We start from the raw sequence: 23,226 nt of genomic DNA on the forward strand, positions 1-23,226 counted from the left end.
GTGACTCAGCCGGTCCTCCTCCGGTCGAACCACATCGTCCCGGCCACCGATACCAGTCCGGCCCAGAACAGCACGAGCGGGACCGTGCGTTGCGTCCAGGGGACCTGGGTGATCAGCAGCGCGCAGAGCATGGCGCACGCCGCCTGGCCCAGGACCACCCGCGCCCAGACGCGCCGCCGGACGAGCGAGTGCAGGTTGACCCGGACACCGGCGCGCAGTCGGCGCAGCCGCAGCAGTGCGCCCAGGACCCAGACGGCGGCCATCGGGACGAGGTCCCAGAGCCGCTGGCCGAGGACGAGCGGCAGCTCGCGCTGGGTCTCCCCGTCCGTCGCGAACAGATCGATGCCCGTGGCCGCGAGGGCGAGGCAGATCAGGGCCAGCCAGCGGACGCCGCGCAGCAGGCGGTAGGAAGCCTCGTCCAAGCCGCTCTGCATCGGCGCCGAGCCGGGAGCGGCGGCCAGTGCGTCGGCGTACAGGGTGGCAGCCTCCGTGGCGTTCACGCCGGGGGCGGTCGCCGCCTTCTTCGTCTGCCGGGCCAGGGCGTGCTCGTGCTGCGGGTCGAGCCGGAGTATGGCGAGATCCATCCGGTCGGCGACGCTCCGGTCGGCCGACATGTCGGCTATGAGCCATGCCACTTCGTAGGCGTACACCTCCTCGGGGCCCAGCCGGATGGCCTCCTGGGCGATCAGGTCGGACTCCCGCAGGGCGGCCACGAAGTCCTCGCGGCGGGTTTCGCCGCCGTTGGCCCGTCCGGAGCCGAGCACTCTGATGCGCCACAGCCAGTCGGCGAGCCGCGCATAGCCGAACCAGTACTCCGGCGCCAGGCGGATCACCTCACGGAGCACGCCCTCGGTCTCCGGGAAACGGCCGCCCACGCGCAGGGCGCGCGCGTGCATGAGGAGGGCCCCGATGTCCTCGGCATCCAGGAGCAGCGCCTGCTCGGTCGCTTCCAGTGCCTTGTCGCCGTTCTCGTCGCCGAGATGGCTCCGGGCGAGTTCGACCCAGGCCCGGACGTCCTCGGGGTCCTCCGTGAGCCGGCGGGCCAGCAGCTCCCTGGCCTCCTCGTAACGCGTGAGATCGATGAGCAGGTCGGCCCGCTCGACGGCGGGGTGCACGGACGCGGTCACAGCTTGCGCCTCTTCTTCAGGTAGGCCACCAGGTCGTCGTACATGCCGCCCTCGTTGGCGAACTTCGCCACGTTCCGCGCGGAGGCGAACCATGGTTCGGCGGAGGCCACCACATCCTTCGCGGCGGCGAGCAGGTCCGCCATGCCGATCATCCGCACGGTTCCGGAGCGGGCCGAGTCCAGCAGGGCGCGCTCGGCCGCCGACTCGCAGACATGGGCCAGATCCGCGCCGGACAGCCCGTCGGTGACCTTGACCAGCTTGCCCAGGTCGACGTTCTCGATGGGCCGGTCCCGCAGGTGGTAGCGGAGGATCGCCTCCCGGGCGGGTCCGTCGGGCGGGAGCACCAGGATCGTCCTGTCCAGCCGGCCGGGGCGGCGCAGCGCGTTGTCCACGTCCCAGGGCACGTTGGTGGCCGCGAGGACGAACACGCCCTCGTTCGCCGCCGAGTCGATGCCGTCCAGTTCGCCGAGCAGCTGGTTGACGACGTTGCGCATGCCACTGTGCCCGGTGCGGCTGCGCTTGGCGCCGAGGGCGTCCAGCTCGTCAAGGAAGACCACGCACGGCGCCTGTCGGCGAGCGGTCTCGAAGACCTCGTGCATGTTGCGCTCGGAGTTGCCCATCCACATGTCGAGCACGTCGTTCACGGACACCGACAGGAAGGCTGCGCCGAGTTCGCCGGCCACCGCCCGCGCGATGAACGTCTTGCCGCAACCGGGCGGCCCGTACAGCAGCAGGCCGCCGCGAAGGCTCTTGCCGTACAGCCTGCGCAGCTCGGGGTTACGGAGCGGGGCGAGAAAGGCCGCTTCCAGACGGTCCTTCACGTCCTGCATGCCACCGACGTCGGCCAGCCGCACGGCGCCCGGCCCCTCCACGTCCCACGCGTCGGCGTCCGAGGAGTCGTCCTGGCCGTCCGCGGGCACCGGCGTCTCGGCGAAGCGCGGCGGCACGGCGTCCCCGACCTGCTGCTCGGCGGCCTTCCAGTCGAACCCGGTTCGTGGGCGCGGGAGTTGTTCCGCAGCCGGGGCCGGTGCTCCCATCGCCCGGGTCATCAGTTCCCGGGCCTCGGTGTCGCCCGGCGCGTGCTGAAGGGCCACGGCCGCCTCGGCGACGGCCTCGTCGGACCGGTCCGCCTCCAGCAGGAGCCGGCCCAGGTGCAGCCGCAGGGGTACATCGGCGGGAGCGGCGGCGACCGCTGTCCGCAGGCTCTGTATGAGAGGGGAGTTGTCCGGCATGATCCACAGCCTAACGTCGCCGCGCAGGCCCCAGGAGACGCCGGGTGCCGGTCGTCCTGGATCACGCACAAGCGCGTCCGGCCGGGGCCGGACGCGCTTGTAGGGTGCCTGGTCCGGGCCGCCCGCGACTTCGCGGGCGGCGGCGGAGGACGCAGGTCAGCCGACCAGCTCCAGGCCGTCGGCGACGACCCGGCCGGCGTGCAGGACGGTTCGGTCGTCGCTGCGGTCCATGACGGCGGACGCCACCGTCTCGCCCTCGACCAGCAGCAGGTCGGCGCTGTCGCCCACGGCGAGGCCGGGCCGGTCGGAGACGGAGGTCAGCCGGGGCGGGCCGCCCTGGAGGATCGAGGCGCCGCCCCGGCTCGCGACGGCAACGCAGTGTTCGATCAGTTCGTCGGCGCGGTAGCGGTTGGTGAAGGCGAGCTGCCAGGTGCGGTCCAGCATGTCCCCGTTGCCGTACGGCGACCAGAAGTCGCGCTGTCCGTCCTCGCCGAGGCCGACCCGTACCCCGGCGGCGGTCAGTTCGGCCATCGGCAGGGCGTGCTGCTGCTGGGCCGGCGCGATGGTCGCCATGGCGATGTCCAGCTCGGCGAACTCCTCGATGAGCCGGCGGGTGGTCGCCTCGTCGACGGTGCCGAGTTCGTAGGCGTGCGAGAGCGTCACCTGACCGGCCATGCCGAGGGCGCGCACCCGCTCCAGGATGAGGTCGACGCTGAACACGCCGAGTGCGCCGGGCTCGTGGAGGTGGATGTCGATCGGGGCCTGGTGGCGCTCGGCGAGGCCGAAGACGACGTCGAGGTGGCGTACGGGGTCGCGGTCCAGGGTGCACGGGTCGATGCCGCCGACCACGGCGGCGCCGGCGGACAGGGCCTGGTCCATCAGTTCCGGAACGCCCTTCTCCTTGAACAGACCTGCCTGCGGGAAGGCCATGATCTCGACCTCGCACCGGCCGGCGTGCGCCTCCTTGGCTGCGAGAACACCCTCGAAACGCTCCAGACCGCAGTCCGCGTCGATCTGTGCGTAGCTGCGGACGCGGGTCGTGCCGCGTTCGATCATGCGGCCCAGGGTGTGCGTGGCCCGCTGCGCGACGCTCCACTCGTCCTCGCGCCAGTGCGCGCGGTCGTTCATGGTCATGCCCCAGACCCCGGGCTTGCCGGTGTGCGGGCGGAAGGGCAGACCGATGCGGGTCGAGTCGAGGTGGCAGTGGACGTCGGCGAACGACGGCAGCGCGAGCCGTCCCCGTCCGTCCACGGTCTCGCCCGTGACGGTGCGGGCGGGGTCGTGCGGGGTGAGCGCCGCTATCACGCCGTCCTTGATCTCGATGTCGCAGGGCTCGCCGCCCCAGGGACGGACGTCTCTGATCAGCATGTGGTGCATCTCCTCGGTTGGTTGCCGGTGTCGGACGGTGGGATCGGGGGCGCGGCCGGATCGGGTCACTCCGCCGGAAGAACCTCGGCGAGGGTCGCCAGGGAGGGGCCGCGTCCACGCTCGATGTGCGCGTAGGAGAGGGCGTCCGCCAGGTCGGGCTTGCCCGCGTGGATCGCGGCGCAGATGTCCTGGTGCTCGGTGCACTGGACGCTCGGGTCGAGGCCGCCGGTGAGGGTGAACAGCCACTGCACCAGGCCGAGCGAGGGCTGCAGGGCGTCCTGGAGCAGCCGGTTGCCGGTCATCGCGACGATCTCCGCGTGCAGGGCCGTGTTCGCGGCGGGGATCTCGTGGACATCGCCGCGCCGGGTGGCGTCCTCGGCCGCCTCCATGAGCTCCCGCAGCCGTTCGCCGCCACGGCCGCCCGCGCAGGCCTCCGCGGCCCGGCGGGCGGCGAACACCTCCAGGCTCAGCCGGAGGTCGAAGAGTTCGGCCACATCGCGCAGCGAGAGGTTGCGCACCGACGCGCCGCGCCGCGGCGAGATGACCACGAGGCCCTCCCCGGTCAGCCGGGTGAGCGCTTCGCGGACGGGGATGCGTGAGAAGCCCAGGGCCTCCGACAGTTCGCGCTCCCGCAGGCGCACGCCCGGCGGGTACGCACCGGACATGATGCGGGCGCGGATCGTCCGCTCGGCATGATCGACGTGGGACGCACCGGCGTGGCACGCACCGGCCTCGGGCGAACCGGTCATCAGGAGGTCTCCTCGAACGGCGGGAACGTCGGCGGGAACAGCTCGTCGGTGCCCCGGCGGTGCAGGTCGCGCTCGCTGTAGGCCGCGCGCATGACCTCGAACAGTGCCTGGGCCCTGCGCCGCAGGTCGGCCAGGTCGATGCCCGGGATCCGGCCGTCGGTCATGACGGGGCGCCCCGCCACGACGGAGTGGGTGGCCTGCCGGGCGGTGCCGTTGAGCAGGAAGGTGCGGACGGGGTCGTCCTGGACGCCGTCGCGGATGTCGTCCAGCCGGAACGCGACCAGGTCCGCCTGTGCGCCCGGCTCCAGTCGCCCGAGGTCGGCGCGCCCCAGTGCGCGGGCGCCGCCGAGTGTGGCCGCCTCGACGTAGTGCTCGGCGGGCGCGGCGTCCGCGCGCCCGTCGACGACCTTCGCGAGGTGGACGCCCACGTCCATACCCCGGATCAGGTCCGGCGGGAAGGAGTCGGTGCCCAGGCACAGGTTGATCCCGGCCCGCCGGTAGGCGCCGAAGGAGTGCAGGACCTGGCCGTAGCGCAGCGAGGTCTGCGGGCAGTGGACGACCGAGACGTCCGCCGCGGCGAGCGTGGCCAGGTCGCCGCGGTCCTCGCCGTGCACGCCCGGGTGGCGGTCGGTCACGATGCCGTGCGGCACGAGGAGCCGGGTGTCCAGCAGGCCCGTGCGGGCGAGCAGGCCCAGGGGCGTGGTGCCGTGCAGGTCCCTCACGTGGTCCCGTTCGAGGATGCCCTGCAGGCAGTGCAGCCGGACGAGGACGTCGCGCCGTCCGGCGACCTCGGCGGTCTCGCGCAACAGCTCTTCGGTGAGTGTCTCGATGCGGCACGGCAGCAGCACGCCGTTGACCAGCGGGTCGCCGAGGCCGGCCACGTGGTCGAGGAAGCGCTCCGCGTCCCGCAGCCCGGCGCGGCCGCGGTCCTCGTCGAAGGCGACCCCGCGGGCGCCGTCGGGCAGCGCCACGTTGACGCCGGACCGGTAGGCGGGCCCCAGATAGCCCCGCAGGCCGATCCGACGTGAGGTCTCCGCCGTCGTGACGAGCTCGTCGTACGGCTCGGCCCAGTCGCTGTGGACCTCCGAGGCGATGGGCATGTACGTGGTGATGCCGTGCAGGGCCAGCTGGACGAGTGCGTACTCGCGGACGGTGGCCCGCTGCGCCGGTGTGAAGACGGGCCGGCGGCGGTGGTCGAAGTACTCCTGGGACCAGGCGAGTCCCGCAGCACGTTCGCGGGGCGCCCAGGAGTCCAGGACGAGATGGTCGATGTCGGTGAGGGCGTCCAGATCGATGAGCCCTGGCATCACCAGCGCCTCACCGAGGTCCAGTTCCGCGTCCACCGGACCGTCGTACCCCGTGCCGACGTACGCGATCGTGTCGTCCTCCCACACGATCTCGCCGTCGCGCAGCAGCGCGTGCCGGCCGCCGCGGTGGGCGAGGACGTGGGTGGCGCGCCAGCGGGTTCGCACGGGGCCTCCTGCGGGTGCGGTGTCCGGACCGCTCCGGCCGCAGGGCAGTACCCGGCCGGAGCAAGGCGACACTAACACTTGGCATACCAAGCGCCCCTCACACTCAGGAGTTATGCGAAGTAAGTCGGGAATCACCCCTCGACGAAGTCATGCGGATGGCGAAGTAAGCGCCTCTGGCATACCAATGGGTGGAGCGGTCCGGGACCGTCAGATCTCCGTGAGCCGGCCCGCCGCCACCTCGACCCGACGGGTCGTGCGGACCGCCTCCAGCATCCGGCGGTCGTGGGTGACCAGCAGCAGCGTCCCCGTGTACGAGTCGAGCGCGGACTCCAGCTGCTCGATGGCCGGCAGGTCCAGATGGTTCGTGGGCTCGTCGAGCACGAGGAGGTTGACCCCGCGGCCCTGGAGCAGGGCGAGTGCCGCCCGGGTGCGTTCGCCCGGGGAGAGGGTGGTCGCGGGGCGCATCACATGGTCGGCGCGCAGCCCGAACTTGGCGAGCAGGGTGCGGACCTCGGCCGGTTCCGTTTCGGGGACCGCCGCGCAGAAGGCCTCCAGCAGGGACTCCGTTCCGTGGAACAGCTGCCGGGCCTGGTCCACCTCGCCGACGACCACTCCCGACCCCAGGCTCGCCTGCCCCGAGTCCAGCGGGAGGCGGCCGAGGAGTGCGGCGAGCAGGGTCGACTTCCCCGCGCCGTTGGCGCCGGTGATGGCGATCCGGTCCGCCCAGTCGATCTGCAGCGAGGCCGGGCCGAACGCGAAGTCGCCGAGGACGACCTCCGCCTCGCGCAGGGTCGCCACGACCGAACCGGAGCGGGGGGCGGAGGCGATCTCCATCCGCAGCTCCCATTCCTTGCGCGGCTCGTCCACGACGTCCAGGCGCTCGATCATGCGCTGGGTCTGGCGGGCCTTCGCGGCCTGCTTCTCGCTCGACTCGCTACGGAACTTGCGGGCCATCTTGTCCGAGTCGCCGGCCTTGCGGCGGGCGTTCCTGACGCCCTTGTCCATCCAGGAGCGCTGCATCATGGCGCGCCCTTCGAGCGCGGAGCGCTTGTCGGCGAACTCCTCGAACTCCTCGCGGGCGTGCCTGCGGGCCCGCTCGCGCTCCTCCAGGTATGCCGCGTAGCCGCCGCCGTACAGGTTGATCTGCTGCTGGGCCAGATCGAGTTCGAGGACCTTGGTGACGGTGCGCATCAGGAATTCGCGGTCGTGGCTGATGACGACCGTGCCGGCCCGCAGGCCGGAGACGTACCGCTCCAGCCGTTCCAGGCCGTCCAGGTCGAGGTCGTTGGTGGGCTCGTCGAGCAGGAAGATGTCGTAGCGGGAGAGCAGCAGCGAGGCGAGGCCCGCGCGAGCCGCCTGGCCGCCGGACAGGGCGGTCATCGGCAGGTCGAGGCCGACGGTCAGGCCCAGGTCGGCGGCGACCTCCTCGGCCCGCTCGTCCAGGTCGGCGCCGCCGAGCGCGAGCCAGCGCTCCAGCGACTCGGAGTACGCGTCGTCGGCCCCGGGCGCCCCGTCGACGAGGGCCTGTGTGGCGGTGTCCATCGTGGTCTGCGCCTCGGCGACCCCTGTCCGGCGGGCGAGGAACTCCCGCACGGTCTCGCCGGGAGTCCGCTCCGGCTCCTGCGGCAGGTGGCCGACGGTGGCGGTGGGCGGGGAGAGCCGCAGCTCACCCTCCTCCGGCTGGTCGAGCCCGGCGAGCAGCCGGAGAAGGGACGATTTTCCGGCGCCGTTGACTCCGACGAGACCGATCACGTCACCGGGCGCGACCACGAGGTCGAGCTCGGCGAAGAGAGTGCGGTCGCCGTGTCCGGCGGCGAGATCCTTGGCGACGAGAGTGGCAGTCATCAGGGTGTCGATCCTAATCGGCGGCCGGGGCTCCCCGCGCAGGTGCCGACGGGCCGCAGGCAAGGGGCGTCGCGGGTGTTCCGCGGCCGGGCACTCTGTGGATAGGGTCTTTCGTCCGGGTCAGGCCGGATCAGGGAGCGGGGTCCGGTGCTGTGCCTCGCAAGGCGGAGGAGGGAGTCGACGCGGAGCGTCGACGACCGACGACAACGCCGCGAGGTGCAGCACCGGGGCACGCGAGCCCGGCCTGACCCGGACGAGAGGCCCCAGGGTCTTTCGTCCGGGTCAGGGCTGCGAGCCCGGCATGATCCGAACGGAGGGCCCTGGCTTCGGCCATCGACGGAGTCCGGGCACGGAGCAGAGAGCAGCGGGGGCGGCAGTGTCGGAAGTGATCGTGGTGGGCGGTGGGGTCAGCGGCCTGACCACCGCGGTGGTGCTGGCCGGGCGTGGGCACCGGGTGCGGGTCTGGTCCGCGCGGCCGGCCGAGGCGACCACGTCGGCGGTGGCCGGCGCCCTGTGGTGGCCGTACCGGGTCGAGCCGCAGGACCGGGTCGGCGACTGGTCGCTGGTCTCGCTGCGGTGGTACGAGGAACTGGCCGCCCGGCCGCGGGAGACCGGGGTCCGGCTGGTCGACGGCGTGCACCGGGGCGAGCGGCTCGCGGGGCTCGGGCCGTGGGCCGGGGAGCTGACGGATGCGGTGGAGACCGCCGAAGGGCTGCGGTGCCGGCTGCCGCTGATCGACATGCCGGTCCATCTGGAGTGGCTGGAGGGACGGATCAGGGCGGCCGGGGGCTCGGTGGAGCGGCGCACGGTCACCTCGTTCGACGAGGCCGCCGCGGAGGCCACGACGGTGGTGAACTGCACGGGGCTCGGCTCCCGCGAACTGGTCCCCGACAGCGGGATGCGCCCGGTGCGCGGCCAGCTGGTCCTGGTGGAGAACCCGGGCATCGCGGAGTGGTTCACCGAGGCGGACCCCGCGTCGAGCGAGACGACGTACTTCTTCCCGCAGCCGGGCCGGCTCGTGCTCGGCGGCACGGCCGGGGCGGACGACTGGAGCACCGTGCCCGACCCCCGGGCGGCCGTGGAGATCGTGGCCCGGTGCGCCCGCATCCGGCCGGAGATCGGCCGGGCGCGGATCATCGGGCACCGGGTGGGGCTGCGGCCGGCCCGGGACGCGGGGGTACGGATAGAACTGGAACCGCTGCCCGGCGGCGGGCGCCTGGTCCACAACTACGGACACGGGGGCGCGGGCGTGACGGTGGCCCTGGGCTGCGCGCAGGCGGCGGCCCGGCTGGTGGGCTGAACCGCCGCGCCCGCGCAGGGCCCTCAGTCCTCCGCGGGGCTCGATCCGCCGGGCTTGTCGTGACGTTCGGTGGTGATCTGACTGCCGCCGGGGCCGATCCGGATCTCGAAGTCGCCGTCGTACTTCGCGTGGCCCTCGATGACCGCGGATTCGACGGCCTCGACCCCGAACTCGCGGCGCACGATGAGCGGGTCCTCGCGCAGGTCCCGCATCAGTGCCACGCACATGCCGACCATCACGATGGTGAAGGGCGCGGCCACCAGGATGGTCAGGTTCTGCAGTCCGGCCAGCGCATCGCCCTTCCCGTTGCCGATCAGCAGCATGATCGCCGCCACCGCTCCGGTGACGACGCCCCAGAAGATGACGACCCACTTGGCCGGTTCCAGGACGCCCTTCTGGGAGAGCGTGCCCATGACGATCGAGGCCGCGTCCGCGCCCGAGACGAAGAAGATGCCGACCAGGATCATCACCAGCAGACTCATCAGCGTGGCGAGCGGGAACTGCTGCAGCACACCGAACAGCTGGGCCTCCTGCGTGGTGGCGCCGTTCAGCTTCCCGGCCTCCTGGAGCTTGATCGCGGTGCCACCGAAGATCGCGAACCAGACCAGGCTGACCGTGCTGGGCACCAGGATGACCCCGCCGATGAACTGACGGATCGTCCGGCCGCGGCTGATCCTGGCGATGAACATGCCGACGAACGGCGTCCAGGAGATCCACCAGGCCCAGTAGAAGACGGTCCAGCTGGCGAGCCAGTCGGCCACCTTGCCCTCGCCGGTCGCCTCGGTGCGGCCGGCGAGCTGCGCGAGGTTGCCGAAGTAGGCGGCGATCGAAGTGGGCAGCAGGTCAAGCACGATGATGGTCGGGCCCGCGATGAACACGAACACGGCGAGGATGAACGCGAGCACCATGTTGATGTTGGACAGCCACTGGATGCCCTTCTCCACGCCGGAGATCGCCGAGGCGACGAAGGCCACGGTCAGCACGGCGATGATCAGGACGAGCAGCCCGGTGCCGGTCTTCTCCTTCCAGTTCAGCTCGTGGAAACCACTGCCGATCTGGAGAGCGCCCAGCCCCAGCGAGGCGGCCGAGCCGAAGAGCGTGGCGAAGATGGCGAGGATGTCGATCAGCCGGCCGACCCCGCCGTGGGCGTGCCGGGCGCCGATGAGCGGCTCGAAGACGGCGCTGATCGTCTGCCGCCTGCGACGCCGGAAGGTGCTGTAGGCGATGGCGAGGCCGACCACCGCGTAGATCGCCCAGGGGTGCAGCGTCCAGTGGAAGAGCGTGGTGGCCATCGCCGTCTGCATCGCCTCGGCGGCGTCGGCGGGGTGGGTGCCGGGCGGCGGGTTGATGAAGTGCGCCAGCGGCTCACTGACTCCGTAGAACATCAGCCCGATGCCCATACCGGCGCTGAACATCATCGCGACCCAGGAGACGGTCCGGAATTCGGGCTGCTCGCCCTCCTGGCCGAGGGTGATCTTTCCGTAACGGCTGATGGCGAGCCAGAGGGCGAAGACCACGAATCCGGAGGCGGCCAGCATGAAGGCCCAACCGCCGTTGTGCATGAGGCCGTCGAGCAGCGTGCTGGAGACGTCCTCCAGCGAGTCGGTGGCGGTGGCCCCCCAGACCACGAAGGCGAGGGTGAGCACAGCGGTGACGCCGAACACCACCCGGTCGGTCGTGGGGCGCCGGCTCTGGGTCGGGTCGCTGGGCAGATCCGCCGTTACCGACCGATCCCCCTTGCCGCCCGTTCTCTGATCGTCCTGCGACACGAATCGCACCTTTCACGGAAGCTGGAGTTTCGCTCTCCGTAGGCAGTACCACACGCAGCGCGCATCTTCCGGGATCAACAAGCGGTATCGGCTTGACCGTTTGTGAGGTGATATGCCGCCTTCGCGTCCAGGAGTATCGGGACCAGCTTTCTGGCGGACTGCGCCAGCGGCACGTACACACCGTCACCATCCGGGCGGGAGGTGACGCCGTGCAGAGCGAGTTCGTCCCCGATGCCGGCGAACTGGGCCGCCGTCAGGCGGTAGCCGCAGGGCGGGTGCGCGAGCACACCGCCGGACCCGGCCGGCTCGTTGTCGGCCCCGCCGAGGTAGACCGGGCCACCCTCGGTGAAACCTGCCGTCCGGGCGCGGACCGTGGCGGCGCCGATCTCCCCGCGCCGCTGCGCCACGTAAGCGAACACGGCCCTGAGCGCCACGATTTGGGAGCGGACCCGGCGGCGCGCGTTGAGTGCGGGGTCGGCCCTCTCCGCGTCGGTGAGCGGGTCCGCGCGGGACTCGACGAGCAGGCCGACCGCGTGCTTGATGCCCGCGGCGTTGCGCAGGATGCGCTCCTGCCCGTCGCCCGCGGTCTGCCTGACCGGGCTGCCGGTGACGGGGTCCGTCCAGACCCCGTAGAGCCCGCTGTCGTACCCGGCGTCCCGGGCGGCCGGACGCACATGGCGCTCCGCCAGAAGCTCCGATTCGTCGCGCACCCGTGCGTCGGCGTCGAGGCTGCGGGGCCACAGGACGGTGAGGTCCTTGTCGTAGTAGGGCGGGGTCGCGCCGTACTCGTGCAGGTCGTCGATCACCTCGGGGCGGTGGTCCCGGACGACTGCCGCGATCGCGCGCCCCTCGGCGGTCCGCAGCGCGAGGTGGTCGCGGTTGATGTCCGCGCCGTCGGAGTTGCCCCGGGTGTCCGCGGCGCGGCCGTCGGGGTTGGCCGTGGGGACGAAGAGGATCTCGGTGCGGGAGAGGAGTTCCCGGGTCTCGCGGTCCTCGGCGAACGCGAGGTCGCGGATCGTCGTCAGGCACGCCTCGCGACCGGCGGGTTCGTCGCCGTGCTGGCTGCAGACGAGGAGCACGGTGAGCGCGGCGGGGCGCCGGCTGCCGATCCGCACGAGCCGCAGCGGGCGCCCCTGCTTCGTCGTACCGATCCGCTCCACGGAGACCCGGTCGCCGTGCCGGTCGACGGCGGCGAGCAGCAACCGCTCCTCGGCGGGGCCGGTCCAGCGGGCCCCGCCGGAGGACTCGAAGCCGGTGCGTGGCGGGGTGTGCGCCGCCTCTGCGGACACGGTGACCGGCGCGGCGGCCAGCACGGCGGCGACCGCCGTCAGCGCGAGGACGCGGCCGTGGCGACGGCCGGCCCCGGCCGGCCCGGCGGGCATCATCGCCCGCCGCCGCGCGCGGCTCCCGCAGCGCCGGCGGGGGCCGGGACGGAAGGTCTGTACGTCGAGCGGGCACCCCGCACACGTATCGGCATGGGCGGGAAAGTACCCCGGCCGGCGCCCGCGCGACAGGAGCTCCGCACCGCCGCCGCGCAACCGGTACCCGATCGGCTCCCGCGCGACGGCCCGGCGCACGCACGGGTGCCGGTACCCTCCGCGCAGACACCGGGGCACCCCCGGTCACCGGCCTGCGGGGCGGTTAGGCTGACGGTGTCCGTGCTGTCCGGCCGCCCCCGGCCGTTTCCGGCCCCATTCCGCGCGTCCGAGGAGCGTCCCTTGCCCGGTCCGACCCCCGATGCCCCGCACGATGCGCGCCCCACGCTGGAGGCCGTGGCGGCCCTCGCCGGAGTCTCCCGGGCGACGGCCTCCCGGGTGGTCAACGGCAGCGCCGGGGTGCGTCAGCCGCTCGTGGACCAGGTGCGCAAGGCGGTCGAGGAACTGGGCTACATCCCGAACCACGCCGCCCGGACGCTGGTCACCCGGCGCAACGGGGCGGTCGCCGTGATCATCGACGAGCCGGAGATCCGGATCTTCTCCGACCCGTTCTTCTCCCAGCACATCCGTGGCATCAGCCGGGAACTCAACGCATACGACTCCCAGTTGGTACTGCTCCTGGTGGAGGGCAGCGGCGACTTCGACCGCGTCACCCGCTACCTGGCAGGCGGCCATGTGGACGGGGTGCTGGCCTTCTCGCTGCACACGGACGACGAACTGCCCGCGGTCATCCGCCGGTTCCGGGTCCCGACGGTCTACGGCGGGCGCCCCGGACGGCCGGGAGCCGCCTCCGAACTCGCGGTGCCCTACGTGGACTGCGACAACCGCGGCGGCGCCCGGGAGGCCGTGCGGCACCTGGTCTCGCTCGACCGCCGGCACATCGCACACATCGCGGGTCCGCGCGACCAGACCTCGGCGCTCGACCGGATCGACGGCTACTTCGACGTCCTGCCCGACGGTGATCCGGCCCTGGTGGCCGACGGAGACTTCACCGCCGAGGGCGGCGCCCGCGCCATGGCCGTACTGCTGGAGCGGCGGCCGGACCTGGACGCCGTGTTCGCCGCCAACGACCTGATGGCGTCGGGCGCGCTGCGGGTGCTGCGCGAGCACGGCCGGCGGGTGCCGCAGGACGTGGCGCTGGTCGGATTCGACGACATGGAGTCGGTGGCCGAGGCGACCGATCCGCCACTGACGACGGTCCGTCAGGACGTGGTGGGCATGGGCAGGTTGATGGTGCGGCTGCTGATGGACCGGCTCAACAACGGTGACACCGGAACGGATTCGGTGATCACGCCGACGGAACTCGTCCGCCGCGCGTCGGCCTGACACGGGCCGCCGACGTCAGCCGGACATCCCCGGCCCGCTCCTGCCCGCCGCCCGATGGGCGGCCCGTGCCCTGCGGGCCCGCGGCAGATACCGCATCCGCTCCGGCAGCGCGGGCACCACCATCCGCAGCAGGGCGCAGAACCGTCGCAGCCTGCGCTCCTGTCCGGCCGTCCACGGCAGACCGATCGCCTCCCGCGCGTCCGGCGGCATCAGCCCCACGGTCAGGAAGGTGCGCAACCGCCCCAGCGGCGGGAGCAGGACCGGCCACAGGACCCTGAGCAGCAACCGCAGCGGCAGGGGGCCCCGGTCCGGCGGGGGCACGACGGCGTCCGCGTCGACGAGCTCCCCGACGACGACCGTCTTCTCGATCTCCTCCGCGAGCATTTTGCGGTAGTAGGGCCAGAACTCCTCGATCGTCTGCGGCATGTCCCGGTCCTGGATCCCCAGCACCCGGCCCACCTGGAGCCACTCCCGGTACAGGGCGCGCTCCTGCGCCGGGGTGAGCGGGCGGATCAGATAGCGGGCGGCGTGCCGGTAGACCGGGAAGCCGGTGGCGTGCACCCATGCGTAGTTGACCGGTGACAGCGCGTGGTAGCGGCGGCCGCGGGTGTCGGTGCCCTGGATGGTGCGGTGCAGCCGGCGGAGCCTGCGCCCCTCCTCGGCGGCCTGCTCGCCGCCGTACACCCAGAGCTGCAGCGAGCTGAGGGAGCGCTCGCCGCGGCCCCACGGGTCGGTGCGGAAGACCGAGTGCTCGTCGACTCCCGCGCCGACCGCCGGGTGTGCGACCTGCAGGGTGAGGGCTGCGGGCAGCATCAGCAGGGCCCGGACGTCGCCCGACAGGCCCCAGAGCACTCCGCCCGGCGGGGGCGGTGCGGGGTCGGCGTCCCTGGCTGCTGCGCTGTTCATGCGGGTACTCCCGGCGGTCGGCGGGGCCGCTGCCCGGCACCCGGCCCGTTCTGTTCTCCAGTATGCGATCAGTGCCGGGCGGGCCGGGAGCGGGGCGGGTGCGCCGGGGTGCGGGCGCGATCCGTGCCGGTGGTGTTGACGAGGCTCGTGAAACAAGTCAATAGTATTTGTAACATTGACTCTCTTGTCCGGAGTGCCCGTCAGATGTGCTCCTGAACAAGGGAGTTGGACCGAAGAAGCTGCTTCGAACCAGCCCACAGGAGGCGCACCATGGGCCGCTACAGCCGCCTTCGCGAGATACGCCGCATGGATCCCGCTCGCGATTACGCCGAGATCCTCCGGCTCCTCTCGCAGTACGAGTTCCCCTGGGACTACCGGCAGGGTGTGAGCGTCGCGTTCCTCCGCGACTACGGGGTGCCACGGATCTCCGTGCTCCTGGACCGCACGCAGGAGTTCGAGCGGTCGGGACAGAAGCGCTACGACGACACGGTGCTGATCGGGTACGAGATGGCTGCCGACGGCTTCGACTCGGAACGCGGGCGTGCCGCCGCCCGTCACCTCAACCGGATCCACGGCAGGTACCGCATCCCCAACGAGGACTTCCTGTACGTCCTGGCGACCACGGTCGTCGGTCCGAAACGCTGGATCGACCGGTTCGGCTGGCGGCCCCTGTGCTCGGTGGAGATCGAGGCGCTGACGGAAGTGGGCCGGAAGATGGCCGCGATGATGGACATCGAGGGCGCACCGGACACCTACGAGGGGTTCGAACGGCTGCTGGACTCCTACGAGGAGCGGATGTTCGCTTACGACCCGGCGAACCGGCGGGTCGCCAACGCCACGTTCCGGATCATGGCGAGCTGGTATCCGCGTCCGCTGCGCCCGCTGATAGCGCGCTTCTCGCTCGCCCTGCTGGACGAGCCGCTGCTGCGCGCGCTGGGGTTCAGGGTGCAGCCCGGCTGGGTGCGGTCGGCCGCCGCGGGCGCGCTGCTGGCCCGTTCGCGCTGTGTGCGCCTGCTGCCGGCCAGGCCCCGGTGGCTGCCCTCACGGCCGCAGCCGCGCTCCTACCCGTTCGGCTGGCGGCTCGACGACCTCGGCCCGCACTGGGCGGGCAGCCGGCCGCTGGAACCGCTGCCCGACGAGACGGACCGCCCGGCCTGCGGTCCTACCCGGCAGCGAGCAGCGGCACCAGATACCGGCGGGCGAACTCCCGCACCTGGGTCTCGTCGTCGAGCTGGAAACAGCTGACCGGATTGAGGAGGAAGGAGACGGTGATCCGCACCATCAGTTCGGCGACCGGTGTCGGATCACTCGCCGGCCGGCCCTCCGCGCGCCGGGCGTCACGCAGCCGGTGGGCCAGGTAGTCGCGGATGGCGAGGAAGGCCGGTCCGCTCTCCAGGGTCAGGAACGGCAGCATGGTCTCGGGCTCCAGCCTCAGCAGACCGCCGATGAGCGGATGCTCGCGGATGTGCCGGAGCACCGCGGCGAAGCCCTCGACGAGCCGGTCCTGCGTCGTCGGCAGAGCGGCCACCGCGTCGTCCACCTCCACGACGAAGCGGCGGTACTCGCGCAGCAGACAGGCGGAGACGAGGCTGTCCTTGTTGCCGATCCGCCGGTACACGGTCACCCGCGAGACCCTGGCCCGCTTGGCGACGTCGTCGACGGTGGAGCGGCGCAGCCCGAAGGTCATGAACTGCTCGCGCGCGGCGTCCAGGATCTGCTCGCTCAGCGCATCGGAGGGCGGATTCCCGTGCAGAGCCTCGGCCAGCCCCGTCCCGTCGGTACTCCGTGCCGTCATGGCCCCTCCCCGTTCCGTCGGTTCCACCCCACCATAGAAGCCGACACAGAGTGACCCGCTCCGTATTCCTGTAACACCGCGCGGGCAGGGAGTCCGGCGCAGATCGGGATCCACGCGTCAGGGACCCGTCAGCCGTGGTCGTAGACCGTCACGCCGATCCCGCGGCTCAGCAGCCGCCGCTCCAGCAGCGGTTCGATCCTGGACCACTTGCCGCCGGCCAGACCACAGCCGATGCGCGGCATGTGGACCGAAGCCGCCAGCTCGGCCGCCCGGTCGGCCACCGCGCCCAGGGCGGTGTCGATCGCCTCGTAGCGCACCGGCACTCCCTTGCTGCCCCTGCGCATGCCCCGTTGGCCGACCATGTTCGCCACCCAGATGAACGGGCTCACCTGGACGAAGCGGACGGCACCGAGGCCGAAGTCGTTGGCCGCGCGCTCGCGGTGCCAGCGGCGGTACTCCGTCTCCGGTTCGGGCCACCGGCGCGAGACGGCGAGGACGAAGCCCTTGCCCCAGCCGCCCAGGTCGTTGCAGACGTGGGCGATCACCTTGACGCCCTTGCCCTGCGGGGCGGTGGCGTCCCCTCTCACGTACGTGATCTCCGTCATCGCACCAGCGTACGAGCGGGCACTGACACCGCGCCTGTCAGTTCTCCGCGTCGTACAGCGCGTCGATGGCGTCGCCGTACCTGTCCCTGATCGCCCGGCGGCGCAGCTTCAGAGAGGGGGTCAGCTCGCCGGTCTCCGGGCCCCATTCCTCCCTGAGCAGCCGGTAGCGCTTGATCTGCTCGGTCCGGTTGAGCCGGGCGTTGGCCGCCTCGACCGCCCGGGCCACCTCCGCCCGCACGGCGGGATGGTCGGCGAGGGCGTACGGGTCGGATTCGATGCCGCGGGCGGCGGCCCAGACCGGTGCCAGTTCGGGGTCGAGGACCAGCAGCGCGACCAGGTAGGAGCGGCCGTCGCCGTGGACCAGGGCCTGGCCGATCAGCGGGTGTTCCTTGAGGGTGTTCTCGACGAGTGCCGGGGAGACGTTCTTGCCGGTCGAGGTGACGATCATTTCCTTCTTGCGGTCGGTGAGCCATAGGTACCCGTCCTCGTCGATCCGGCCGATGTCCCCGGTCGGGAACCAGCCGTCGCCGTCCAGGACGTCCTGCACCGTGCCGTCGGCGCGCAGATAGCCGGAGAAGACCGTCTCGCCGCGGACCAGGATCTCCCCGTCGTCCGCGATCCGCAGCTCCACGCCCTCCAGGGGCCGTCCCACCGAGCCGAGACGGAAGCCGGAGGGGCTGTTCGCGGTGCAGACACCGATCGTCTCCGTCAGCCCCCAGGCATCCATGATCACAATCCCGAAGCCGGCCCAGAAGCGGACCACGTCGAGCGGCATCGGCGCGGACGCGCTCGCCGTCCACACCAGCCGGTCGAACCCGGCCAGGGCGAGCACCGGTTCCAGGACAGTCGCCCTGACCTCGCGGAACGCCGCGTCGAGCTCCGCCGGCGGCGCCTCGCCGCGTTCCCGGAAGGCGACGTGCGCGCGTGCCGTCTCCCCCGCCGCCTCGATCCCGTCGCGCTGCTCCTGCGGCAACGCGGCCAGGGCCGCCCGTAACGCCGCCGCGAACTTCTCCCAGACCCTGGGCACGCCGAAGAACTGCGCCGGGTGCAGGGAGCGTGCGGTGGCCGCGACGGCTGAGGGGTCGGGGCAGAGGTGGACGTGCGAGGCACGGAAGACCGAGAGGTAGATGCCGAGCATCCGCTCCGCGATGTGGGCGAGGGGCAGGTAGCAGATGTGCTCGACGTGAGCGGGGAGTTCGACGACCCGGTCGAGGGCCACGGCGTTGCGGACGACGGCCCGGTGGGTGATCGGGACGGCCTTCGGGTCGCCGGTGGTGCCGGAGGTGTAGACGACGGTGAGCGGGTCCTCGGCGCGCGATTCGCGCCAGCCCTTCTCGAAGGCGTCGGGGCGGTGCAGCCGGGTGCCGGTGGCGTGGAGCGAGCCGTAGGTGCGGTGCGGTCCGGCCTCGGCCGCCTCCACGACGACCAGCCGTTCCAGGCGAACTGTGGGGTCGTCGAGCAGCGGCTCCCAGCGGTCCCGTTCGCGGCCGCCTTCGAGCACGGCGAACCGGGCGCGGCTGTGCCCGGCGATGTGCGCGATCTGTCCGGGGGCCGCGGTGCCGTACACGGTGACGGGGACGGCACCGAGGTGGGTGAGGGCGAGGTCGGTGAGCCAGTGTTCGGGGCGGTTGCCCATCATCATGAGAACCTGTTCGCCGCGCTCGACGCCGAGCGCCGCGTAGCCGGCGGCCAGCACCGCGGCCTTGCGCCGGACCTCGCTCCAGGTGAGGGTCGTCCAGCGCTCCCCGTCGCCGTCCGCCCGCCAGGAGAGGGCCGGGCGTGTGCCGTGGTCCTCGGCGTTGCGCAGGAGCAGCGCGGGAAGGGTGAGCTGATCGGGGTCCGCGGGGAGTCGCAGGATCGTGGTCACGGCCGCCTCCTGTCGCCTTCGGCAGGACCACGCGGGCCCGTACCTGGGATGGACTGCGCTTCGATGCTGCCGGAGACTTTCACAACAGTGGTGAGACAGCAATACTGTTGAACCTGATTGGTGCACACGGCCAGCAGTTCACCCACAGGGTCGGACACGAGGAGCAGATATGGCGACCGGGACCGAGGAGCCGACGCTCACCGTCGACGAGCTGGCGGCGCGCGCCGGGGTGACCGTGCGCACGGTGCGCTTCTACAGCACCCGGGGGCTGCTGCCGCCGCCGGTGATCGGGCCGCGTCGGGTGGGGCACTACGGGCACGACCACCTCTCCCGGCTCGCACTGATCGAGGAGCTGCAGCACCAGGGCATGACGCTCGCCGCGATCGAGCGGTATCTGGAGCAGCTGCCGCCCGATCTGAGCGCGCACGACCTCGCGATCCACCGGGCGCTGGTGGCCACCTGGGCTCCGGACTCGGCGGAGGACGCCACCCGGGCGGAGCTGGAGCGCCGCGCGGGGCGGGCGCTGACCGAGCAGGACATCGACCGCCTGGCCGCGATGGGGGTGCTGGAGCGGGCCGATCCGGGCGACGGCTGCTACCGGGTGGACACGGGGCTGCTGCGGCTCGGTGTGGAGCTGCTCGACGTGCCGATCGCGCACGAGACGATCCTGGCCGCCCGGACGGTCCTGCTGGAGCACACCCGCTCGGCCGCGCACGAGCTGAGCCGGCTGTTCCGGGACGAGGTGTGGCACCCCTACCGGGAGCGCGAGTCGGACCCGGAACACATCAAGGCGATGAAGTCGCTGTCCGCCCACATGCAGCCGCTGGCGGTGCAGGCCCTGGTGACCGCCTTCCAGCGGTCGCTCAAGGAGGAGCTGCGGGCCGCGTTCACCGCCGAGTGAGCAGTGCCGCGGGCGCTGCCCACCGCCGGGCGGCGGTGGGCAGCGCCCGCGGCGGCGGCGTCAGTCGTGGAAGGTCTCGCCCTTCTCCGCCTTGGCCACCAGCAGCGCGGGCGGCAGGAAGCGGTCGCCGTAGCGCTCGGCGAGCTCCCGGGCGCGGGCCACGAAGCCGGGCAGGCCGCCCTCGTACCCGTTGATGTACTGCAGGACGCCGCCGGTCCACGGCGGGAAGCCGATGCCCATGATGGAGCCGATGTTGGCGTCGGCGACGGTGATCAGGACGTTCTCCTCCAGGCAGCGGACGCTGTCCAGGGCCTCGGAGAAGAGCATCCGCTCCTTCATGTCGGTGAAGGAGATGCCCGTGTCCGGCTCCGTGCCGTGCCCGCCCGGGGCACGACCGCCTGAATGCCCGAAGTGCTCGCGCAGGCCGGGCCAGAGGCGGGTGCGCTTGCCGTTCTCGTCGTAGTCGTAGAAGCCCGCGCCGCCGCTGCGTCCCGTGCGCCCGAACTCGTCGACCATGCGGTCGATGACCGAGTCCGACGGGTGGGCGGCCCAGGTGCCGCCCGCCTCCTCGACGGCCCGCCTGGTCTCGTTGCGGATCTTCCGGGGCAGGGTGAGCGTCAGCTCGTCCATCAGGGAGAGCACCTTGGCCGGGTAGCCGGCCTGGGCGGCGGCCTGCTCGACCGACGCGGGCTCGACGCCCTCGCCGACCATGGCGACGCCCTCGTTGATGAACTGGCCGATGACGCGCGAGGTGAAGAAGCCGCGCGAGTCGTTGACGACGATCGGCGTCTTCTTGATCCGGCGGACCAGGTCGAAGGCGCGGGCCAGGGCCTCGTCGCCGGTCTTCTCACCCTTGATGATCTCGACGAGCGGCATCTTGTCGACGGGCGAGAAGAAGTGCAGCCCGATGAAGTCGACGGGACGCGAGACCCCTTCGGCCAGCACCGTGATGGGCAGCGTGGAGGTGTTGGAGCAGAGCAGCGCGTCGGGCTCGATGATGTCCTGGATCTCCTGGAACACCTTGTGCTTGAGCGCGGTGTCCTCGAAGACCGCCTCGATGACGGCGTCGCAGCCCGCGAGGTCGGCCGGGTCGCCGGTCGGGGTGATGCGGGCCAGCAGCTCGTCGCGCTTCGCCTCGGTCGTACGGCCCCGGGAGAGCGCCTTGTCCAGCAGCTTCTCGCTGTACGCCTTGCCCTTGGCGGCGGCCTCCGTGGTGACGTCCTTGAGGACGACGTCGATGCCGGCCCGGGCACAGGAGTAGGCGATGCCCGCGCCCATCATCCCGGCGCCGAGGACGGCGACCTTGCGGACCTGGCGCTCCTCGATGCCCTTGGGGCGGCTGGCGCCGGAGTTGACGGCCTGCAGGTCGAAGAAGAAGGCCTGGATCATGTTCTTCGAGACCTGGCCGGTGACCAGCTCGGTGAAGTAGCGGGCCTCGATGGTCAGCGCGGTGTCGAAGTCGACCTGCGAGCCCTCGACGGCCGCGGCAAGGATGTTGCGCGGCGCGGGCATGGGCGCGCCGGCGAGCTGCTTCTTCAGGTTGGCCGGGAAGGCCGGCAGGTTGGCGGCGAACTTCGGGTTCGACGGGGTGCCGCCGGGGATCCGGTAGCCCTTGACGTCCCAGGGCTGCTGCGATTCCGGGTTGGCGTCGATGAAGGCGCGGGCCTTGTCGAGCATCTCCTCGGGGGTGGCGGCGACCTCGTGGACCAGGCCGTTCTCCAGGGCGCGCCGCGGGGTGTACTGGGTGCCCTGGAGCAGCACCTTCAGCAGTGCGTCGGCGATGCCCATGAGACGTACGGTGCGGGTGACGCCGCCGCCCGCGGGCAGCAGGCCGAGGGTGACCTCGGGCAGGCCGATCCGGGAGCCGGGTGCGTCGAGGGCGACGCGGTGGTGGGAGGCGAGCGCGATCTCGTAACCCCCGCCGAGGGCGGCGCCGTTGATGGCGGCCACGACCGGCTTGCCGAGGGTCTCGATGCGGCGCAGCGACCTCTTGATAGCGGTGCCGGTGTCGAAGGCGGCCTGGGCGTTCTCGGGGCCGACCTTGATCATGTCCTTGAGGTCGCCGCCCGCGAAGAACGTCTTCTTGGCGGAGGTGTAGATGATGCCGCGGATGGAGTCCTTCTCGGCCTCGGCGCGGTCGGCGACGGCCGCGATGGAGTCCTTGAAGGCCTGGTTCATCGTGTTGGCGGACTGGTTGGGGTCGTCGAGTACGAGGGTGACGACGCCGGTCCCGTCCTGTTCCCAGCGGATGGTCGTGCTCTCGGTCATTGCTGTCTTCTCCGTTAGCAGGGGGACGGTCAGAGACGCTCGATGACGGTGGCGACACCCATGCCGCCGCCGACGCAGAGGGTGGCGAGCCCGTACCGCTTGTCCTGGCGTTCCAGCTCGTCGATGAGCGTGCCGAGGATCATCGCGCCGGTGGCACCGAGCGGGTGGCCGAGCGCGATGGCGCCGCCGTTGACGTTGATCTTGTCGAGGGAGAGCCCCATGTCCCTGGCGAAGCGCAGGACGACACCGGCGAAGGCCTCGTTGATCTCGACGAGGTCGATGTCGTCGATGGTGAGCCCGGCCTTGGCGAGCGCCTTGCGGGTGGCGGGTGCCGGCCCGGTGAGCATGATGGTGGGCTCGGAGCCGGAGACGGCGGCGGAGACGATCCGGGCGCGCGGGGTGAGGCCGTAGCGCTCCCCGATCTCCTTCGAGCCGATCGCCACCAGGGCGGCTCCGTCGACGATGCCGGAGGAGTTGCCCGCGTGGTGGACGTGGTCGATCTTCTCCACCCAGTGGTACTTCTGCAGCGCCACCGCGTCGAAGCCGCCCATCTCGCCGATCGCGGCGAACGACGGCTTGAGCGCGGCGAGGGAGTCGGCCGTGGTGCCGGGCCGCATGTGCTCGTCGTGGTCCAGGACGACCAGGCCGTTGCGGTCCTTGACCGGGACGACGGACCGGGCGAAGCGGTTGCCCTTCCACGCCTCGGCGGCCCGCTCCTGCGACAGCGCGGCGAACTCGTCGACGTCGCGGCGCGTGAAGCCCTCGACGGTCGCGATGAGGTCGGCGCCGATGCCCTGCGGTGCGAAGCCCGTCTCGTAACTGGTCATCGGGTCCATCGCCCAGGCGCCGCCGTCGGAGCCCATCGGGACCCGGGACATCGACTCGACGCCGCCCGCGAGGATGAGGTCCTCCCAGCCGGAACGGACCTTGGCGGCCGCGAGGTTGACGGCCTCCAGGCCCGAGGCACAGAAGCGGTTCTCCTGGACTCCCGCGACGGTGTCGGGCAGGCCCGCCGCGATCGCCGCGATGCGGGCGATGTCGGAGCCCTGGTCGCCGAGCGGGCTGACGACGCCGAGGACGATGTCGTCGATGGCCGCCGGGTCCAGGCCCGGGAAGCGGCTGCGGATCTCGTGGATCAGGCCGACGACGAGGTCGATCGGCTTGGTGCCGTGCAGGGCGCCGTTGGACTTGCCGCGGCCGCGCGGGGTGCGGATCGCGTCGTAGACGAACGCTTCGGTACTCAAGACAGCTGCCTTTCGG

18 protein-coding genes are annotated in these 23,226 nt (G+C 72.0%); 4 read left to right on the forward strand and 14 right to left on the reverse strand.

Features of this window, described 5'->3' with window-relative positions; all coding sequences use genetic code 11:
• Positions 1-5: 5 nt before the first annotated feature.
• The 6 genes from LNW71_RS00695 to LNW71_RS00720 all read right to left on the reverse strand — a co-directional run bounded on the left by LNW71_RS00695 (position 6) and on the right by LNW71_RS00720 (position 7,793).
• A complete protein-coding gene (locus LNW71_RS00695; protein ID WP_250966419.1) occupies positions 6-1,127 on the reverse strand; it encodes a hypothetical protein in 1,122 nt (373 codons plus the stop codon).
• Positions 1,124-2,359, reverse strand: a complete 1,236-nt coding sequence (locus LNW71_RS00700) for an ATP-binding protein (RefSeq protein WP_250966420.1) — start codon at positions 2,357-2,359, stop codon at positions 1,124-1,126. Before LNW71_RS00700 ends, LNW71_RS00695 begins: the two co-directional genes overlap by 4 nt.
• A gap of 156 nt (positions 2,360-2,515) precedes the next feature.
• On the reverse strand, positions 2,516-3,727 hold the full coding sequence (locus LNW71_RS00705) for an amidohydrolase (RefSeq protein ID WP_250966421.1): 1,212 nt from the start codon (positions 3,725-3,727) through the stop codon (positions 2,516-2,518).
• A gap of 65 nt (positions 3,728-3,792) precedes the next feature.
• Entirely contained in the window at positions 3,793-4,476 is a 684-nt protein-coding gene (locus LNW71_RS00710) for a GntR family transcriptional regulator (RefSeq protein ID WP_250966422.1), read from the reverse strand.
• The gene (locus tag LNW71_RS00715; protein WP_250966423.1) at positions 4,476-5,948 is read right to left on the reverse strand and encodes a chlorohydrolase family protein; all 1,473 of its coding nucleotides are present in this window, start codon (positions 5,946-5,948) and stop codon (positions 4,476-4,478) included. The genes LNW71_RS00710 and LNW71_RS00715 overlap by 1 nt, the downstream gene beginning before the upstream one ends.
• A 207-nt stretch (positions 5,949-6,155) precedes the next feature.
• A complete protein-coding gene (locus LNW71_RS00720; RefSeq protein ID WP_250966424.1) occupies positions 6,156-7,793 on the reverse strand; it encodes an ABC-F family ATP-binding cassette domain-containing protein in 1,638 nt (545 codons plus the stop codon).
• 376 nt (positions 7,794-8,169) lie between these two features.
• Here LNW71_RS00720 and LNW71_RS00725 point away from each other — a divergent pair, with 376 nt between their 5' ends.
• Entirely contained in the window at positions 8,170-9,093 is a 924-nt protein-coding gene (locus LNW71_RS00725) for an FAD-dependent oxidoreductase (protein ID WP_250966425.1), read from the forward strand.
• Between the two features lie 23 nt (positions 9,094-9,116).
• Here LNW71_RS00725 and LNW71_RS00730 read toward each other — a convergent pair whose 3' ends face one another.
• Positions 9,117-10,862 (reverse strand): BCCT family transporter, encoded by a 1,746-nt coding sequence (locus tag LNW71_RS00730; protein WP_250966426.1) that lies wholly within the window; start codon positions 10,860-10,862, stop codon positions 9,117-9,119.
• Positions 10,863-10,936: 74 nt separating this feature from the next.
• Complete coding sequence (locus tag LNW71_RS00735) at positions 10,937-12,244, reverse strand: M14 family metallocarboxypeptidase (protein ID WP_250971850.1); 1,308 nt, start codon at positions 12,242-12,244, stop codon at positions 10,937-10,939.
• Between the two features lie 336 nt (positions 12,245-12,580).
• On the opposite strand from LNW71_RS00735, the gene LNW71_RS00740 reads away from it, so the two are divergent.
• Positions 12,581-13,624 carry a LacI family DNA-binding transcriptional regulator gene (locus LNW71_RS00740; protein ID WP_250966427.1) on the forward strand — a complete coding sequence of 348 codons (1,044 nt, stop codon included), beginning with the start codon at positions 12,581-12,583 and terminating at the stop codon, positions 13,622-13,624.
• A 15-nt stretch (positions 13,625-13,639) separates the two neighbouring features.
• Here the strand turns inward: LNW71_RS00740 and LNW71_RS00745 are convergent, their stop codons facing one another.
• On the reverse strand, positions 13,640-14,530 hold the full coding sequence (locus tag LNW71_RS00745) for an oxygenase MpaB family protein (RefSeq protein ID WP_250966428.1): 891 nt from the start codon (positions 14,528-14,530) through the stop codon (positions 13,640-13,642).
• A gap of 270 nt (positions 14,531-14,800) precedes the next feature.
• Here LNW71_RS00745 and LNW71_RS00750 point away from each other — a divergent pair, with 270 nt between their 5' ends.
• Positions 14,801-15,775: an oxygenase MpaB family protein gene (locus LNW71_RS00750; protein WP_250966429.1), complete on the forward strand. Its 975-nt coding sequence runs from the start codon at positions 14,801-14,803 to the stop codon at positions 15,773-15,775.
• Here the strand turns inward: LNW71_RS00750 and LNW71_RS00755 are convergent.
• From LNW71_RS00755 to LNW71_RS00765, 3 genes are all read right to left on the reverse strand, one after another.
• Entirely contained in the window at positions 15,693-16,325 is a 633-nt protein-coding gene (locus LNW71_RS00755; RefSeq protein WP_250966430.1) for a TetR/AcrR family transcriptional regulator, read from the reverse strand. The two genes, LNW71_RS00750 and LNW71_RS00755, sit on opposite strands and share 83 nt — an antisense overlap.
• Before the next feature lie 128 nt (positions 16,326-16,453).
• Entirely contained in the window at positions 16,454-16,930 is a 477-nt protein-coding gene (locus LNW71_RS00760) for a macro domain-containing protein (protein ID WP_250966431.1), read from the reverse strand.
• Positions 16,931-16,967: 37 nt separating this feature from the next.
• Entirely contained in the window at positions 16,968-18,797 is a 1,830-nt protein-coding gene (locus LNW71_RS00765; RefSeq protein ID WP_250966432.1) for an AMP-dependent synthetase/ligase, read from the reverse strand.
• A gap of 169 nt (positions 18,798-18,966) precedes the next feature.
• On the opposite strand from LNW71_RS00765, the gene LNW71_RS00770 reads away from it, so the two are divergent.
• A complete protein-coding gene (locus tag LNW71_RS00770; protein WP_250966433.1) occupies positions 18,967-19,698 on the forward strand; it encodes a MerR family transcriptional regulator in 732 nt (243 codons plus the stop codon).
• Between the two features lie 60 nt (positions 19,699-19,758).
• Here LNW71_RS00770 and LNW71_RS00775 read toward each other — a convergent pair whose 3' ends face one another.
• Entirely contained in the window at positions 19,759-21,966 is a 2,208-nt protein-coding gene (locus LNW71_RS00775; protein WP_250966434.1) for a 3-hydroxyacyl-CoA dehydrogenase NAD-binding domain-containing protein, read from the reverse strand.
• 29 nt (positions 21,967-21,995) lie between these two features.
• Positions 21,996-23,210 carry an acetyl-CoA C-acetyltransferase gene (locus LNW71_RS00780; RefSeq protein ID WP_250966435.1) on the reverse strand — a complete coding sequence of 405 codons (1,215 nt, stop codon included), beginning with the start codon at positions 23,208-23,210 and terminating at the stop codon, positions 21,996-21,998.
• Positions 23,211-23,226 lie beyond the last annotated feature (16 nt).

Origin of the sequence: Streptomyces sp. RKAG290 (genome assembly GCF_023701695.1) — a bacterium.
In the GTDB taxonomy this organism is placed as follows: domain Bacteria; phylum Actinomycetota; class Actinomycetes; order Streptomycetales; family Streptomycetaceae; genus Streptomyces.